The sequence below is a fragment of the Thalassospira profundimaris WP0211 genome (assembly GCF_000300275.1).
Classification (GTDB): domain Bacteria; phylum Pseudomonadota; class Alphaproteobacteria; order Rhodospirillales; family Thalassospiraceae; genus Thalassospira; species Thalassospira profundimaris.
The window spans coordinates 426,528-444,244 of the sequence record NZ_AMRN01000002.1; the positions used below are offsets into that span (position 1 = coordinate 426,528).

14 protein-coding genes are annotated in these 17,717 nt (G+C 54.0%); 5 read left to right on the plus strand and 9 right to left on the minus strand.

Annotation, left to right across the window (positions count from 1 at the left end; genetic code table 11):
- Position 1 precedes the first annotated feature (1 nt).
- The 6 genes from modA to TH2_RS06240 form a co-directional block, all read right to left on the minus strand.
- On the minus strand, positions 2 to 796 hold the full coding sequence (modA, locus tag TH2_RS06215) for a molybdate ABC transporter substrate-binding protein (protein WP_040822787.1): 795 nt from the start codon (positions 794 to 796) through the stop codon (positions 2 to 4).
- 148 nt (positions 797 to 944) lie between these two features.
- Positions 945 to 1,463: a hypothetical protein gene (locus TH2_RS06220; protein ID WP_008889555.1), complete on the minus strand. Its 519-nt coding sequence runs from the start codon at positions 1,461 to 1,463 to the stop codon at positions 945 to 947.
- Positions 1,464 to 1,526: 63 nt separating this feature from the next.
- Positions 1,527 to 2,216: an exonuclease domain-containing protein gene (locus TH2_RS06225; protein ID WP_008889556.1), complete on the minus strand. Its 690-nt coding sequence runs from the start codon at positions 2,214 to 2,216 to the stop codon at positions 1,527 to 1,529.
- A 5-nt stretch (positions 2,217 to 2,221) separates the two neighbouring features.
- Positions 2,222 to 4,090, minus strand: coding sequence for a DUF294 nucleotidyltransferase-like domain-containing protein (locus tag TH2_RS06230; protein WP_008889557.1), 1,869 nt, complete (start codon positions 4,088 to 4,090; stop codon positions 2,222 to 2,224).
- Between the two features lie 122 nt (positions 4,091 to 4,212).
- Positions 4,213 to 5,979, minus strand: a complete 1,767-nt coding sequence (locus tag TH2_RS06235) for a sodium:solute symporter family protein (RefSeq protein WP_008889558.1) — start codon at positions 5,977 to 5,979, stop codon at positions 4,213 to 4,215.
- 24 nt (positions 5,980 to 6,003) lie between these two features.
- Positions 6,004 to 6,261: a DUF4212 domain-containing protein gene (locus tag TH2_RS06240; RefSeq protein WP_008889559.1), complete on the minus strand. Its 258-nt coding sequence runs from the start codon at positions 6,259 to 6,261 to the stop codon at positions 6,004 to 6,006.
- Between the two features lie 594 nt (positions 6,262 to 6,855).
- On the opposite strand from TH2_RS06240, the gene ettA reads away from it, so the two are divergent.
- Complete coding sequence (ettA, locus tag TH2_RS06245) at positions 6,856 to 8,535, plus strand: energy-dependent translational throttle protein EttA (protein ID WP_008889560.1); 1,680 nt, start codon at positions 6,856 to 6,858, stop codon at positions 8,533 to 8,535.
- Between the two features lie 127 nt (positions 8,536 to 8,662).
- Here the strand turns inward: ettA and TH2_RS06250 are convergent, their stop codons facing one another.
- Complete coding sequence (locus TH2_RS06250; protein ID WP_008889561.1) at positions 8,663 to 9,301, minus strand: MlaC/ttg2D family ABC transporter substrate-binding protein; 639 nt, start codon at positions 9,299 to 9,301, stop codon at positions 8,663 to 8,665.
- A 9-nt stretch (positions 9,302 to 9,310) separates the two neighbouring features.
- Positions 9,311 to 10,096 carry an MlaA family lipoprotein gene (locus TH2_RS06255; RefSeq protein ID WP_157193870.1) on the minus strand — a complete coding sequence of 262 codons (786 nt, stop codon included), beginning with the start codon at positions 10,094 to 10,096 and terminating at the stop codon, positions 9,311 to 9,313.
- 300 nt (positions 10,097 to 10,396) lie between these two features.
- Between TH2_RS06255 and TH2_RS06260 the strand changes: the two genes are divergently transcribed.
- The 4 genes from TH2_RS06260 (at position 10,397) to metH (ending at position 16,165) form a co-directional block, all read left to right on the plus strand.
- Positions 10,397 to 11,374, plus strand: coding sequence for an ArsR/SmtB family transcription factor (locus TH2_RS06260; RefSeq protein WP_008889563.1), 978 nt, complete (start codon positions 10,397 to 10,399; stop codon positions 11,372 to 11,374).
- A gap of 89 nt (positions 11,375 to 11,463) precedes the next feature.
- Positions 11,464 to 12,357: a methylenetetrahydrofolate reductase gene (gene metF, locus TH2_RS06265; protein WP_008889564.1), complete on the plus strand. Its 894-nt coding sequence runs from the start codon at positions 11,464 to 11,466 to the stop codon at positions 12,355 to 12,357.
- Between the two features lie 53 nt (positions 12,358 to 12,410).
- Entirely contained in the window at positions 12,411 to 13,475 is a 1,065-nt protein-coding gene (locus TH2_RS21475) for a homocysteine S-methyltransferase family protein (RefSeq protein WP_040822979.1), read from the plus strand.
- Between the two features lie 38 nt (positions 13,476 to 13,513).
- The gene (gene metH / locus TH2_RS06275; RefSeq protein WP_008889566.1) at positions 13,514 to 16,165 is read left to right on the plus strand and encodes a methionine synthase; all 2,652 of its coding nucleotides are present in this window, start codon (positions 13,514 to 13,516) and stop codon (positions 16,163 to 16,165) included.
- Between the two features lie 77 nt (positions 16,166 to 16,242).
- Here the strand turns inward: metH and TH2_RS06280 are convergent, their stop codons facing one another.
- Positions 16,243 to 17,487 carry a multidrug effflux MFS transporter gene (locus TH2_RS06280; RefSeq protein WP_008889567.1) on the minus strand — a complete coding sequence of 415 codons (1,245 nt, stop codon included), beginning with the start codon at positions 17,485 to 17,487 and terminating at the stop codon, positions 16,243 to 16,245.
- Between the last annotated feature and the right edge of the window lie 230 nt (positions 17,488 to 17,717).

The window sequence follows — 17,717 nt, forward strand, 5'->3', positions numbered from 1 at the left end:
TTCAGGGCAGGTTGGCTTGCGTTGTTGCAACGGGTTCAAAGCCATAGTCGGCAAAAATGCGGCCCGCGTCATCCCCCAAAAGCCATAGCAGGAATTTCATGGCTTTGGTTTCGGACGGATCACCCGTCAGGGCAGCAGGATAGGTAATGACCGGGTGACTGTTTTCGGGGAAGGTGCCGATGATTTTGACGTTATCGGAAATGCCGGCGTCAGTTTGATAAACAATGCCAATCGGTGCTTCGCCCCGTTCAACCAGCGCCAGGGCCGCACGAACATTGTCAGTACGCGCAAGTCTTGGTGCAACTGTTTCCCATTGCCCCAAAGATGTCAGTGCCTGTTTGGCATAAATACCGGCAGGCACGTGGTCCGGGTCGCCGACTGCAATGCGATCACTGGGTTCGATCAATGCTGTCAGGTCTGAAGTATTGCTAATTTTAATCGGGGTAAGATTGCTATCTTTGGGGGCGACAATAACCAGACGGTTTGTCAGCAGGTCATGGCGGCTGCCGGGGACAAGCAAGCCCTGATCGTTTAACCAGGTCATCCATTTCTCGTTGGCGGAGATAAAGATGTCGGCCGGCGCGCCTGCGGCAATCTGGCGTGCCAGTGTCGAAGAACTTGCAAGGGACAGGCGAATTGTATCACCCGTTTCCTTTTCATAGGTGGCGGTCGCAGTTTCAATGGCGTTGGTCAGGCTTGCGGCGGCAAAGACGGTGATGTCACGCGCGCGAGCCGCTGTTGAGATGCTGCCAACAAATATGATCGCGATCACAAAGAAGGCGACTGCAGATGGCAATGGGGATCGAAAATGGGGCATAGGGACCCGTAACTTAAAAAAGGGCGCGTTTGCATCACTATAGACGAAATCAGTTTTGTTGCCACACATGACAAGGCCCGCCACAGGGCGGGCCAAAGGTTGTCCGATTTCGCGATGGAAACAGCGTTCAGGAACAGACCGCCGCGCGCAGTGGGTCGTCGGCATCCATATCAAACCATTCATTCATTGCGGTCGGGAAACCATTGCTGTCGAGTGACGTATCGGGCGTGATATAGCCACGCCGTCCTTGCGCACAATCAACAAGATGGGTCAGGGCAAGGGTTTCGCCGCCCTTGCGCAGTAGCAGGGTCATGACGCGTTTTTCATCGGGGTTTTGGGGATTGGATACCAGTTTTTCGCGATCAATCGCCGTAAAGCGGTTGGTCGGTGCGGAAACCAGTGTCCAGGGCGCGAAAATGTTTTCGTCAGTAAAGGTCTGAATGACGCTGATGGTCTGAGGCAGGCGGGCCTCGTAGCGATCAAACCATGTGTATTCATCCCAGATCATGTAGCCAAACATCGCAATCGCTGCGACGAGCGGAATGACATATTTCGGTGCCTTGCGGCCCCAAAGCCGGAACAGCAACATGACCACGCCAGCCGACGCAAACCCGATAACAACGGTTGAGAAGATAAAGACGTACATAGGCTGGTGGCTCCCGATCTGCTGTTATTATTGGTGGGGCATTTTTTGAGCCCTGATAACCGATTAGCGCAGTATCCGGTCGAGCTCAAGTTCGCCTTTCGGATCACGTTTGGCGATCTGGGCCAGAAACAGGCCCGACGCGGCAATCGCGTCAGACAATGCGTTATGGGCCCGGAAAGGGGGCAGGTTATGATTTCGGCGCAATGTATCAAGCCGGAGCGCCCCTGATTTCATGGTTTCACCGCTGCGCCGGATGTCACGCAGAGCCAGAACCAGGGTGTCGACCGTCGGGATTTGCAGCGGCGCGCCAAAGAACTGTTTGCAGGCCTGACCAAGGAAGCCCAGTTCAATCGGGGCATGGTGGGATAACAGAACCCGGCCAGCCATCTGCGGCAAGAGATGCTCAAGGGCCGCTTCAATGCTCGGGGCATCGGCGACATCGCTGTCAAAGATCCGGTGGACCACGACCGAGCTTTCGCTGAGCTCCTTGGTTGGCCGCACCAGAATATGTTCGCAACTTGAAAAATCGACCGAAAGCTGACGGATAATCACCCAGCCGAGGCTGACGATTTCGTCCTTTTTGGGGTCAAGGCCGGTGGTTTCCAAATCAAGAGCGATGAATTCGGTTTCCATCACGGATCTTTCAGGATCGGCAGCCGGCACATCGTAATAGGTCCGCAAAGGCCCGGTTGCCTTGCGCTGGATGAAGTCACGATACAGCCGACTGTCGAGGATTTTTTGGCGCAATCCCATATGGCTTACGTCCCGCTTTTGCCAAAGGCGTGCTCAAGCGCGCCCTGAAGGTTCTTGATCACCGAGAACGCATCTTTGAGATGGCTGCGCTCAAAGGCCGACAGGCTTTCAGGTTGCAGGAAGTTATCGGGTTTTTCGCCGCGCCGGATCTGACGGACCTGATGTTTCAGGCGGGTGATGCTGATGAATTCAAAGGCATCAAGAAGGTCCGACGCCCCCTGATTGCTGATGGATGGGAATGCCTTTACGGCATTGAGCCGCTCATAGGTGTTTACGGCCTCGACCCCGTTGGCAAGGGCGTGAATGCGGGCGATATCAACGATTGGCACCACGCCGTTATGTTTCAGATCAAGGGTCTTGTCATGTTCGCCGCCACGGATCATGACGAAATTCTTGAAGAAACCAAGCGGGACATGATGGCTCAGCGCATTGCCCACCATATAGGCCTGGAAAATACGGTTGTCCTTGGCCTTGGAGATGATCATGCGATGCAGGTCTTCAAACAGGCTCTTGGTGCCGTGGACCGGGCGCAGGTCAAACCAGACCGAACACAGCATCAAGGATTTTGGTTCGGGTTGTTCGATCCATTTGTTGAAATAGTGCTGCCAGGTGCGCACCGGTTGCCGCCACTCATCTGTTCTGGCCATCATTTCACCGGGGCAATAGACGTAGCCAACCTTGTTCAGGCCATCACAGACAAAGTCGGCAAGATTTTTGAAATAGTCCCCGTGCTGATCCGCGTTATAGGCGTCATCTATAATCAGGCAATTATCCTGATCCGAAAGTGCCGTTTGTTCCTGGCGGCCTTGTGACCCACCCGCCATCCATACATAGGGAACGGGCGGGGGGCCGAATTCGTCCTCTGCCAGTTGCAGCAGCCGGGCGGTCGCCGCATCCGAAAGGGTTGTTACGATATGTCCGGCATTTTGCGATGTCGCGCCCGCTTCGATCAGGTGGCTAAGAAGTTCGGGGACCTGGGCGATGACCTTTGCCATTTCTTCGGGTTCGGTCAGTTTGCCGATACGGCCTGCCATGTAAACAGCCGACAGCGACTGGCGTGCCAGCAAGTTGTTGGTGGTGATCATGCCAACTGCCTTGCCGTCCTTCATCACCGGCAGATGGCGGATATTGTTGCGCGTCATGGTCAGAAGCGCATCAAAGGCGTACTGATCGGGATCGATCGAGATCGGCTTTTCGGTCATGATGGCCGTTACCGGCTCATCATAACTGCGGCCCTTGGCGATGACACGATTGCGCAGGTCACGGTCGGTCATGATCCCGGCAACGCCGTCACCGCCTTCGGTGATCAGCAGACAGGAAACGCGTTCCTTGCTCATCAACTGGCCAGCTTCAAGGATGGAGGCCGACGTGTCGATGCTGACCAGTTCGCGGGCAATCAGGTCACTGACCTTCACACTCATCAGTTTGAGCTGATCGTCATCGCGACTTTCGAGCAACTGCATGCCACTGCGCAGGCGTTCGCCGCCCATCTGGGCGAAGAAATAGCTAAACTGCGGATACTTGCCCGTTAGCGCATGAAAATCCTTTTCGGGCAGCAAGTAACACAGGCTGTCTTCCAGAGTTGTGATGTTATTTGCCGCGCGACCATTCTGATACATCGCGCGCACACCAAAGCATTCACCCTCTGACAGACGGGCAAGCAACTGCCCGTTCGGGTCGCGGGTTTCGGTGCCGCCCGTGCGGATGATGTAAAGATGAAGGCATTGTTCCTCAGGCGAGAGGACCTTGGTCCCTGCGCGGAAATAGCGGGCCGAGAGGCGCTTGGGCAGGGCGTTGATTTCTTCGTCAGGTAACAGATCGAACGGGTGATGTTGTTTTAGAAACTCGGCAATTTCTTCGAGTTCGATGCTCATGACTGTTTTCCTCCGCAAGGGCATGCCCTGAGTGCATTGTTGCCTGACTAAGGCCGAAAAGAAAAGCCCCCGGATCAATGATCCGGGGGCCTGCAACAGTTCCTGGCAAACCAGTTGACCGATTAGTGGTCAACTGCGCCACCGGCTCCTTTCGGAACGCGGATGTCTTCAATCATGTGCTGGATATGCTCTGGCGGCTCAGCGGTGACTTTCGACACAGCGAAAGCAACGATGAAGTTCAGGAGCATACCAACGACGCCAATGCCTTCCGGCGAGATGCCGAACAGCCAGTTTGCTTCGACGTTTTCGATCAATACCGGGATAAAGATGCCCTTGTAGGACATGATATAACCCATGGTGAAGATCAGACCGACCAGCATCCCGGCAATAGCACCTTCACGGTTAACCTTCTTGGAGAAGATACCCATGATGATAACCGGGAATAGCGAGGATGCGGCAAGACCGAAGGCGAAGGCCACCACCTGTGCCACAAAGCCCGGAGGATTGTAGCCCAGATAACCGGCAATCACGATCGCGACCGCAGCCGCAACACGCCCGGCCATCAGTTCCTGTCCTTCTGTCATGTTCGGTGTGAACGTGCCTTTGAGAAGGTCATGTGAAACGCCCGACGAAATCACAAGCAGCAGACCAGCAGCTGTTGAAAGTGCTGCGGCGATACCACCAGCTGCGACCAGGGCAATGACCCAGTTCGGAAGCTGTGCGATTTCCGGGTTGGCAAGAACCATGATGTCACGGTCAACGCTCAGTTCGTTACCAGCCCAGCCATATTCGGCTGCTTTGGTCGCAAACTCTGCGTTCGCATCGTTGTAATACTGGATGCGGCCATCACCGTTCTTGTCTTCGAACTTCAGAAGGCCGGTTGCTTCCCAGCGCTTCATCCAGTCAGGACGTTCTTCATAGACGAGGTTACCGTCTTCTGCGCCCACTTCACCGGTCTGGATGGTGTCGGTCAAGTTCAGGCGAGCCATTGCACCAACTGCCGGAGCAGTGGTGTACAGCAGCGCGATGAAGACCAGCGCCCAACCGGCCGATGAACGTGCATCACGTACTTTCGGAACGGTGAAGAAGCGAACGATAACGTGCGGAAGACCGGCAGTACCAACCATCAGTGCAAGCGTGATTGCAAAGATATCAATCGTTGACTTGTTGGTGGTGGTGTATTCGAGGAAGCCGAGTTCCGTCACAACCTGGTTAAGGCGATCAAGCATGTATTCGCCGGTGCCATTCACGGTCGAGCCAAATGCCAGCTGCGGCAGCGGATTGCCGGTCAGCTGGAAGGCAATGAAGATTGCCGGAATGGTGTAGGCAATAATAAGAACGCAATATTGTGCAACCTGGGTATAGGTAATGCCCTTCATGCCGCCAAGAACAGCATAGATGAAGACGATGCCCATGCCGACGAACAGGCCGGTGAGGAGTTCAACTTCAAGGAAGCGCGAGAACACGATACCAACGCCGCGCATCTGACCTGCCACATAGGTAAACGAGATAAAGATCAGGCAGATAACAGCAACGATACGGGCGGTTTTGGAATAATAACGATCCCCGATGAATTCCGGCACGGTGAATTTGCCGTACTTGCGAAGGTACGGTGCCAGAAGCATCGCCAGCAGGCAGTAACCACCTGTCCAGCCCATGAGGTAAACCGAGCCGCCATAGCCAAGGAAGGCAATGAGGCCAGCCATAGAGATAAAGGAAGCAGCCGACATCCAGTCTGCTGCGGTCGCCATGCCGTTGACGACCGGGTTAACACCTTTGCCAGCGACATAGAATTCGCCGGTGGTGCTTGCCTTGGCCCAGATCGCGATGCCGATATACAGCGCGAAGCTCAAGCCGACGGCAATATATGTAAGGGTGGTAAGATCCATCTTGTCTGTCTCCCTGATCCTGCGTCAGTCGTCTTCACGAACGCCGAATTCGCGATCCAGTTTGTTCATCTTGGCCACATAGACGAAAATCAGTGCGACAAAGACGTAAATGGACCCCTGTTGAGCAAACCAGAAACCAAGCTGGAAGCCCGCGATTTCGATAGAGTTGAGGGCATCGACAAACAAGATGCCGAAACCGTAGGAAACGATGAACCAGATCGCGATAAGGACCGAGACCAGCTTCACGTTTCTCTTCCAGTAGGCTGCGCTTTGTTCATCCATCGCGCGTCTCCTTCCTAGAAATGATAACTTTCCCTGCCGACATATTTTTATGCTGTGTTTGTCGGCCGCATGAATGCGTGGCGTTGAATGCATCAAGACACACTCATTACCTGTAAAGCTCGATACCAGTTTTCGAGAGTCGCCATAAGCTAATCATTAGTCGTATAGAACAGGGTGTTAGAAGGTGTTGTGCCCCAACGTCGAATAAAAATAGTGACAGAATCCGGGCGGTTTTCACTGTGTGCATTGCAGCATTTTAAGGTTGAAAAACATTGCGTCTAAGTGCCTAAAAAGTGACGTTTTTATAACTTAAGGGCCTCATCACTGTCCGACGCGGCTATTTTTTGACTGAAATCGACGCAAATTTCGTTTGCCCAACCGGAATGATGTCGTCGACGCGAGATTGCTTGATGCACCTTGTTTCAGCTCGCCACCTGGCATGTTTTGATAGCATGTGAGCTGTCTGCGGTTTGAAGTTGTTAAGAGCCTGCCTGTCGGTTACAAACGGGCACAGTATTTCAGGCATGCGCATGAGTGTGCCGAAGTGTTTCAGCCCAACAGGGCGGACCCAACGACTTTTGGATGGGGAATTTAATGGCATCCTACCAGTATATTTACGTCATGAAGGACCTGACCAAGATCCTTCCGGGCGGTCGCGAACTTTTCAAGGGCATCACACTGTCCTTCCTGCCAGGCGTAAAAATCGGTGTTCTCGGTAACAACGGCGCAGGTAAATCCACCCTGCTGAAAATCATGGCCGGCATCGAAAAGGATTACGCCGGTGAAGCCTGGCCTGCCGAAGGCGTCAATGTCGGTTACCTTGAGCAGGAACCGCAGCTTAACCCGGAGAAAGACGTTCTTGGCAACGTCATGGAAGGGTGCGGTTCGATTGTTGACGATCTTGCACGCTTCAACGAAATCAGCGGCAAGTTTGCCGAGCCGATGACCGATGACGAAATGAATGATCTCCTTGCAGAGCAGGGTGAACTTCAGGAACGCATCGATGCGGCCAATGGCTGGGATTTGGAACGTACCCTTGAGATCGCGATGGACGCCCTGCGTTGCCCGCCCAAGGATGCGGATGTAACCAAGCTTTCAGGTGGTGAGCGCCGTCGTGTCGCCCTTTGCCGCCTTTTGCTTGCAAAGCCTGACATTCTGCTGCTTGACGAACCGACCAACCACCTTGACGCTGAGTCGGTTGCGTGGCTTGAGCGCCACCTTGAAGATTATCAGGGTACCGTCATTCTGGTCACCCACGATCGTTACTTCCTCGATAACGTTACGGGCTGGATTCTGGAACTTGACCGGGGTCAGGGCATTCCGTTCGAAGGCAACTATTCCTCCTGGCTTGAGCAGAAGCAAAAGCGTCTGGAACAGGAATCCCGTCAGGAAGGCAGCCGCCAGAAACAGCTTGCCACTGAACTTGAATGGATCCGCCAGAACCCGAAGGGCCGTCAGGCAAAATCCAAGGCCCGTGTCCGTGCCTATGACGATCTGGTCGCCGAGGCCGCAAAAGCGGTGCCGGATTCCACCAAGATCGTTATTCCGATTGCCGAGCGCCTTGGTAACGAAGTTATCACCGCCGAGGGCCTGACCAAGGCTTATGGTGACAAGCTTCTGTTTGAAAACCTTGATTTCCGTCTGCCGCCGGGGGGTATCGTTGGTGTGATCGGTCCGAACGGTGCGGGTAAAACCACCCTGTTCAAAATGTTGACGGGGGCTGACACCCCGGATGCAGGAACGCTCAAGATCGGTGATACCGTCAAGATGGGCTATGTCGATCAGTCGCGTGACTCGCTTGATCCGAACAAAACGGTTTGGCAGGAAGTTTCTGACGGCCTTGACGAGATCCTTTTGGGCAAGCGTCCGATGTCGTCGCGTGCCTATGTGTCACAGTTCGCCTTCAAAGGCGCAGATCAGCAGAAAAAAGTCGGCCAGTTGTCCGGTGGTGAACGTAACCGTGTTCACCTTGCCAAGATGCTGAAGTCTGGTGCGAACGTTCTGCTGCTTGACGAACCGACCAACGATCTTGATGTCGATACCCTGCGTGCGCTTGAGGAAGGTCTTCTCGAGTTTGCCGGTTGCGCTGTGGTCATCTCGCACGATCGCTTCTTCCTTGACCGTATTGCTACCCACATTCTGGCCTATGAGGGCAACTCGCATGTCGAGTGGTTCGAAGGGAACTATCAGGAATATGAAGCCGACTACAAACGTCGCTATGGTGAAGAGGCAAGCCGACCGCACCGTATCAAATACAAGCCGCTGACCCGCTAAGGCGGTCAATCGGTTTGAGATTAAAGGCCACCTTCGGGTGGCCTTTTTATGCCCGGATGCCAGATGCAAAAAAGCCACCGTCGCAAGGATGGTGGCTTTTGTATTCGGATATTAAGGCAGGCTTCGATCAGAGACCGGTTTTTGCCTTGAGTGCAGCGGTCAGGGCGCCGACATCGTCGTTGTTCTGTTGGATGACCGATGTGAATTCATCGCGTTGGGTGATGCCCATGCTCAGACCTTCGATGGAAACATCAATGATCTTGTAGCTGTCATCAAACATCCGCATCCGCCAAACAATGTTTACCGGCGGGCCGTCCGGGCGGACGAACTGCGAATCGACAAAGGTGTCCTTGTTCTTCTGGGTCTCATCACCGACAACAAACTGTTCGCCGTTGAATTCCTTGAACTGGTTTGCGTAGTTGAGCGCCAGATAGTTCTGAAGCAGGACTGAAAACTCTTCGATCTCCGCTTCGGAAATCGAACGCCAGTAACGCCCCAGAACGAAGCGCGAAACGACATCCATTGCAAAATAGCGGTCCATCAGGGACACGAACTTTTTGCGGCGAACGTCGTCAGCAAGGCTTTGATCGGTCAGTTCATTCATGGCCTGGTCAGCCATGCTCTGAATGACATTTGCTGCGCTGGTTTCGACAGCGACTTCGGCAACAATGTTTGAAGACAAACCCGTTGCCGACGCCGGACCAGACCAAGCGGCTGCGATGGCGATCATCGCGGCGGTTGATATGGCGATTTTGCTGTTTACCATGACCGGCTCTTACTTGCTTGCCGCTTCGACAGCATCGTCGAAGTCAAAAGATGCACTTTCGTCTTCTACAGCGAATTCTGGTGACGGGCCACCGTTGCGAATCATCTTATTGCGTTGCTGACGATAGAGGCTGCGCAGGGCTGCGTAATAGTCGATAGACGACTTTTGCAGTTCGTTCAGCTGATTGATCGTCGCGTAACGATAATGCAGGGCTGTAAGACCGACCGAGCCAAGATAAAGGGCTTCGGCGGTGTCGCTATTCTGTGCGCCCCAAGTCAGCGGGTTGGCAACATAGTCAACACCGATGCCGGCTGTATCGCGCAGGTTGGACGGGCCAAGCAGCGGAAGCACAATGTAAGGGCCGCCGCCAATGCCGTAATGGGCAAGGGTCTGACCAAAATCTTCGCGACGGTACGGAATGCCGAAATCAGATGCGACATCGTTGAAGCCCAAAAGGCCGATGGTCGAGTTCATGATGAAACGCTGGAACGAGGCAGCAGCCTGATCCGGGTCACCCTGCAGCAACGCGTTGAACGAGTTCAACGGTTCGTTGATGTTGCGCACGAAGCTCGCGACGGAGGTTTTAACAGGTTCCGGGGCAATGTCGCGGTACCACATTGCAGCAGGATACAGGACCATGAAATCGACCGCACCATTAACACCGTGAACCACGCGGTTCACCGGCTCAAGCGGATCATAATCACTCGTGTCCTGAGCGGGTTCTGTCGATGCGCACGCGGTCAGCAAAGACAGCGATCCTGCGGCACAAAGCGAAAGCAAAGTTCGAAACTTCATTATTTTTAGCCAACCGATGTTCGATACACAGACTTCCCCGACCCGAAACGCTTTTGATGCGGGACACCAAAAAACGTTACCGATCAATCCCCTGCTCGAAGGGCGATCATGTAACGCGCACGCCTCAGATATCCATTTGGTTAGCATAGGGTGAAATTAAACACCAGCATACAAAAAGTTGATCAGGATCAAGCAGTTTTCAGGTGTGGCATTTAGGCAACAAGTTTTCACGCGAAAATAGCGCTTGAACAAATATAAACATATCTTTATATCTTTCTTGTCGACGTGGAGGGCATTGGTATGGAACAGGTTCTGGCAAGATTGCGCGCAGCTGCTGAAGCAACGCGGCTTCGCTTGCTTGCGATCTGTGCCGAGTGCGAATTGACCGTCAGCGAGATCACCCAGATCATCGGTCAGAGCCAGCCGCGCGTCTCCCGACATCTTAAATTATTGTGCGAGGCAGGCTTGCTTGTCCGGTTCCGCGAAGGGACTTGGGTTTTCTATCGCACGCCGCATTCCGGGCCGGGTGCCGACCTTGTGCAGCCTGTGCTGGATTTGCTGCCAAAAGATGACGAGACGCTTGCACTTGATCGTGCCCGTCTCGATCAGGTGAAGGCAGAACGTGAAAAGATCGCGACAGAATATTTCCGCGCCAATGCCGAAGACTGGGATCGGATTCGCTCGCTGCATGTCGACGAGGCTGTTGTTGAAAAAGCATTGCTTGAGGCGGTTGGTGATCTCACCGGTGGCCGGATTCTCGATGTCGGAACAGGTACCGGGCGTATTCTTGAGCTTCTCGGGCGTAACGCCGAAGAGGGCGTTGGCGTTGATATGTCACGCGAAATGTTGGCTGTTGCGCGTGCACGCTTGCAGCGTGCAGACCTGTCCAACTGCCTTGTTCGACAAGCCGACATGTACCAATTGCCTTATCCCGGCGGCATGTTTGATGTGGTGACCCTTCATCAGGTGCTACATTTCGCTGAAAAGCCCGAGGCGGCCCTTGCCGAAGCAGCGCGCGTTCTGGCCCCCGGGGGCAAGCTTGTCATTGTCGACTTTGCCCAGCACGAACAGGAAGAGCTCCGCGAAGAACATGCGCACAGACGTCTTGGTTTTGATGATGCGTCCATCAATGACTGGTTCCGCGCCAGCGGTCTTGAGCCTGGTAACGTTGTCAGTTTGCCGGGCAAACCACTGACGGTTCGGATCTGGATGGCTCGCCCGACATCGGCACAAGCAGCGGACAAAGTTCAAAGAAATTCAGAAAAGGCTGCGGAATAACGCGCAGCATGTATTGAAAATAACCAGATAGAAAGACCGACCCAAGGGTTCAGCCTGCGGGAAAGCGAAGACAGGATTGAGATATCGATATGATGACGGTTCCAGAAATCAACGCAGTACGCAAACACCTCAAGGTTTCGTTCGAGTTCTTTCCGCCGAAAACCGAGAAGATGGAAGAAACCATGTGGCGGTCGATCCATCGGCTTGCGCCGCTCAATCCGTCTTTTGTTTCGGTGACCTATGGGGCGGGCGGCACCACACGTGATCGCACCCATGGCAGTGTCACCCGTATTCAGGGTGAAACCGGCATTCCGGCCGCCGCCCATTTGACCTGTGTTGGTCACACCAAGGAAGAGATCGATCAGATCGCGCGCAGTTATTGGAACGAGGGTATCCGGTCCATCGTTGCCCTTCGTGGGGATTTGCCGGACGCGGGCGACAAGTATGAACCGACCCCGGGTGGCTATGCCTATGCGGTTGATCTGGTTGCTGGCCTTAAGGAAATTGCCGATTTTGATATTTCGGTATCAGCCTATCCGGAAACCCATCCGGACGCGCCGAGTTCCGATTTCGAGATTGATTATCTCAAACGCAAGATTGATGCCGGGGCCAACCGGGCAATTACCCAGTTCTTCTTTGATAACGAAACCTATCTGCGGTTCCGTGACAAATGTGTGGCTGCGGGCATCGAAGCGCCCATCGTTCCGGGCATTTTGCCGGTGACAAACTTTGCGTCGCTCTTGAAATTTGCCGATATGTGTGGTGCTTCTGTGCCGCAACGTTTGCATTGGCGTTTCGAAGGGCTTGATGAAGACCCCGATACCCGTCGCATGGTCGCATTCCACGAAGCCATTTCGCAGGTGGAGGGGTTGATCAGCGAAGGGGTGACCGACTTCCACTTCTATACGCTTAACCGTGCCGAACTGACATATGCCATCTGCCATGCGCTGGGCATTCGCGGAACCGAACAGGTTGCAGCCTGAAGGTGCTTTTGCCCTGTAACCCGGACGCATGAAGAATTGATTGGATGAAAAAGATGAATGATCGCAAGGAACGCATTGCCCTGCTGCGCAAACGGGCCGAGGAAAAGATACTGATCCTTGATGGCGCAATGGGCACGATGATCCAGAAGCACAAGCTGACCGAGGAAGACTATCGCGGCGAACGCTTTGCTGACTGGAAACAGGACGTCAAAGGCAATAACGACCTTTTGTCGCTGACCCAGCCGGACATCATCAAGGACATCCATCTGCAGTACATCGCGGCCGGGGCAGACCTGAACGGGACCAACACGTTTAGCGCGACAACCATTGCCCAGGCCGATTACGGCATGGAAGACTTGGCTTACGAGATCAATTTCGAAAGTGCCAAGATTGCACGCGCTGCCTGCGATGAATGGGAAGCCGCCCATCCGGGGGATGTGCGCTTTGTAAATGGTGCGATCGGCCCGACCAACCGTACGGCGTCGATTTCACCCGATGTGAATAATCCCGGCTTCCGTGCCATCACCTTTGATCAGCTCAAAGAGGCATACAAGGAAGCCACAACCGGTTTGCTGGATGGTGGGGCGGATACGCTGCTGGTCGAAACCATCTTTGATACGCTCAATGCCAAGGCTGCGCTTTTTGCCATCGACGAAGTTCTCGACGAACGCGGTGAAGATGTGCCGGTGCTGATTTCAGGCACGATCACCGATGCATCCGGCCGGACACTTTCGGGGCAGACGACTGAAGCGTTTTATAATTCCGTACGTCATACCAAGCCGTTCTCGATTGGTCTGAACTGTGCATTGGGTGCCGCACAGCTGCGCCCCTATGTTCAAGAACTATCGCGCATTGCCGAATGCCGCGTTTCGGTTTACCCCAATGCAGGCCTCCCCAACGAGTTTGGTGAATATGACCAGACCGATGCCGAAATGGCCGAATTGGTCAAGGAATGGGCCGATACTGGCATGGTTAATCTGCTGGGTGGCTGCTGTGGTACGACACCGCCGCACATCAAGGCGATTGCCGATGCGGTGGCAAATGCCAAGCCGCGCGTTGTGCCCAAGTTTGAACCAAGAATGCGTCTGTCCGGCCTCGAGCCGTTTGATGCTGCGTAAATCTGATATTGATAGCTGAAAAGAGATCGAAAAGACCCATGACCGACATTTCCAGATTTATCAATATTGGTGAGCGGACCAACGTCGCCGGATCGCTGAAATTCAAGAAGCTGATCGTCGAAGAAGATTACGACGCAGCCCTTGAGATTGCCCGTCAGCAGGTCGAAAACGGCGCGCAGATCATCGACATCAACATGGATGATGCGATGCTTGATGCCGAAACGGCAATGGTCAAGTTCATCAACCTGATTGCGGCCGAGCCAGACATTGCCCGCGTTCCGATCATGGTCGACAGTTCCAAATGGAACGTGATCGAAGCTGGTCTGAAATGCCTGCAGGGCAAGGGTATTGTTAACTCGATTAGCCTCAAGGAAGGCGAAGAACCCTTCATCGAACAGGCCAAAAAACTGCGCCGCTATGGTGCGGCAGTTGTCGTCATGGCCTTTGATGAAAAAGGTCAGGCCGATACGGTTGATCGCAAGTTCGAAATCTGCAAGCGCAGCTATGACGTTTTGGTCGATAAGGTTGGCTTCCCGCCCGAAGACATCATTTTCGATCCGAACATCTTTGCCGTCGCGACCGGTATCGAAGAACACGACAATTATGCTGTCGACTTCATCGAAGCCTGCAAGCTGATCAAAAAGCACCTGCCATACGCCAAGATTTCTGGTGGTGTTTCAAACGTTTCCTTCTCGTTCCGGGGCAACAACCCGGTCCGCGAAGCGATGCACTCGGTCTTCCTCTATCACGCCATCAAGGCGGGACTGGACATGGGGATCGTCAATGCCGGTCAGTTGGTTGTGTATGAAGAAATCCCGGCAGAGCTTCGTGAACGCGTCGAAGACGTCATCCTGAACCGTCGTTCGGATGCGACCGACCGTTTGCTTGAAGTTGCCGAAAAATACAAAGGTACTGGCGGGCCCGAGAAAAAGGCCGACCTTGAATGGCGTAAAAAACCGGTCAAGGAACGTCTGGCGCATGCCCTGATCAACGGTATTGCCGAGTTCGTCGAAGAAGACACAGAGGAAGCCCGTCAACAGGCGGACAAGCCGCTGCATGTGATTGAAGGTCCGTTGATGGACGGCATGAACATCGTTGGTGACCTGTTCGGTGACGGCAAGATGTTCCTGCCGCAGGTGGTGAAATCCGCGCGTGTGATGAAAAAGGCGGTGGCTTATCTGATTCCCTTCATCGAAGAGGAAAAAGATGGCAAGCACGAAACCAACGGCAAGATATTGCTCGCGACCGTTAAGGGCGACGTGCATGACATCGGCAAGAACATCGTTGGTGTGGTTCTGCAATGTAACAACTTCGAGGTCATCGACCTTGGGGTGATGGTGCCGACCCAGAAAATCATCGAAACCGCCAAGGCCGAAAAGGTCGACATGATCGGTTTGTCGGGCCTGATTACCCCGTCGCTTGAAGAAATGACCTATGTCGCGGCCGAAATGGAACGCGAAGGGCTGAATATTCCGCTTCTGATTGGCGGCGCGACGACGTCGAAGGTCCATACAGCGGTTAAAATCGCGCCGAACTATCTGAAATCATCGGTGGTTTACGTGATCGACGCATCGCGCGCGGTGGGTGTTGCCAGCAATCTGCTTTCAAAAACCAATGGCGAACGCTTTGCTGCGGAAATTCGCAACGAATATATCGCGATGGCTGAAAAGCATGCCGCACAGCAACTGCAGAAGAAGCGTTTCTCGATTGTCGATGCACGTGCCAACAAGGTTCAGCTCGATTGGGACAACTTTGAAGCACCGGTTCCGCTTAAACCCGGTATCACCCTGTTTGAAGATTTCGATCTGGAAGAACTGGTGTCGCGCTTTGACTGGAAGCCGTTCTTCGAGACTTGGGAACTTCATGGGCGTTTCCCCGACATCCTGAAGGATGAAAAGGTCGGCGAAACGGCGCGTAGCCTTTATGCGGACGCGCAGGAAATGCTTAAAAAAATCGTTGCCGAAAAATGGTTCAAGCCCAAGGCGGTTGTCGGTCTGTGGCCCGCCAACTCGGTCGGTGATGATATCGAAGTTACCCCGGCACCGGAGAAGAATGAGCCGGTGATGCTCCATACCCTGCGTCAGCAGATGTATCGCGAAAACAACAAGCGTCCGAACCGCGCGTTGGCCGACTATATCGCGCCAAAAGACAGCGGCAAGACCGACTATATCGGTGCCTTCGTTGTTACCGCCGGGCCAGAAGTCGAAGAAATCTCTGCCAAGCTTGAAGCAGAGCATGATGATTACAATGCCATCCTGGTCAAGGCCCTGGGCGACCGTTTTGCCGAGGCGTTTGCCGAGCATATGCACGAAAAAGTTCGTAAAGAGCTTTGGGGCTATGCACCGGACGAGGCGCTTGGCAATGATGACCTGATTGCCGAAAAATATCGCGGTATCCGTCCGGCACCGGGTTATCCGGCCTGCCCGGAACACACTGAAAAGGGCATTCTTTGGGATCTTTTGGATGCAGAGAAGAATGTTGGTGTGTCGCTGACTGAAAGCTATGCCATGACGCCAACCTCGTCGGTGAGCGGTTTTTACTTTGCCAACCCGGATGCCAAGTATTTCGGCCTTGGTAAAATCGAACGCGATCAGGTGGAAAGCTATGCCGAGCGCAAGGGCATGACCCTGGCAGAGGCAGAACGTTGGTTGGCACCGAACCTCAATTACGATCCGCGTCAGGCGAAATAAACACCTGTCCGGTCGCAAGGAAAAGCCCCGCAGACTGCACTCTGCGGGGCTTTTTTGTGTCCAGGAATGTCGGTTGCCTAGTGGGTTGCGTGGCAGAACTTGCCGCGTTCAGTGATGCCAACAATCACAATGCCAATCAGGCCAAGCGCGAAATAACCGACCAGAAGTGGGATGACAGTGCCATTGAACTGCTGCCCGATAATTCCGCCGGCAATGACGCCGATCAACGTGCTGTAGACGCCCGTGATCGAGGAGGCAGTACCGGCAATCGCCCCGACCGGCTCCATCGCAAGCGAGTTGAAGTTCGGCATGGTCAGCGAGAAACAGAACAGGATCGTTGTCAGGCCGATGCCAAAGACGAACAAGGGCGGATGCCCGTCAAACCACAGAGCAATCAGCACATTGATCAGGCTGCTGGCGGTCAGGAAGAACAGCGCGACATGAGAAATCTTGTGCATGCCGATCTTGCGCACCAGTCGTGCATTGATGAATGACGAGAAACTCATGCAGGCGGCAATCATGCCAAAAGCCAGCGGGAACCAGACACCAAGCCCGTAAACCTCGGTTTCGAAGATCTGCTGGGCAGATCCGATATAGGCCATCAGGCAGGCAAACATGACGCCCATCGCCGTGGCATAGCCGAATGTCTGACGATTGGTGACGGTGGTTTTGATGTCGCGTGCGATCCGGCGCATCGACAATTTATGCCGATATTCCGGATGCAGGGTTTCAGGCATGCGCAGCAGGTACCAGCAGACAATCGCAATCGCGAGGACCAAGGTGCTGACGAAAATCATATGCCAGTTGGCCAGTGCCAAAATCAGGCTGCCCGATGCCGGGGCGAACACAGGCAGGATGATGAACACCATCATGACAAACGACATGACGCGGGCCATTTCGCGCCCTTCAAAACAATCGCGCGTGATCGCCATGGTCAAAACCCGCGGTGCAGCCGCACCAAGACCCTGTACGAAACGCGCAATAAGAAGATGTTCATAGCTGTCGGCAAAGATCGCCATCACGGTGCCGATGCAATAAATACCAAGTCCTGCGATCAGGGTGGGGCGGCGACCAAAACTATCGGCAAGCGGGCCATAAACGATCTGCATCAGGCCAAACGCGATCATGAAGACATAAATCAGCATCTGCATGCGGTTGCCGTCTTCGATGCCAAAGTCTTGCGCGATCGGGCCAAAGGCCGGCAGCAGATTGTCAATCGACAGGGCAACAAGCCCGATTGTGATTGCCATCAGACAGATAAATTCAACAAGACCGGGCAGCGGCCGCGCCGCCTGTGTACCCGTTGGTCGGTGGTCATTCATTGTTTTTGGTTCCGTTGAGAACGATTGGTGGCGTTTCTGGCCCTGCTTTCACGCGAGACAGGCAGAATGCTGTATTTCGTATGATTTTGGCAATGACGGTTTTCTGAAACGGGATCGCGGCACTGGGGGGGGCGCTGAATCCGGGTCACTTGTTGTGGCATATCTATCCTGATCAATCAACGGGCGTCAGGAATGCGAAATTAAACATGGTGGTTCTTGTCTTTACCCTT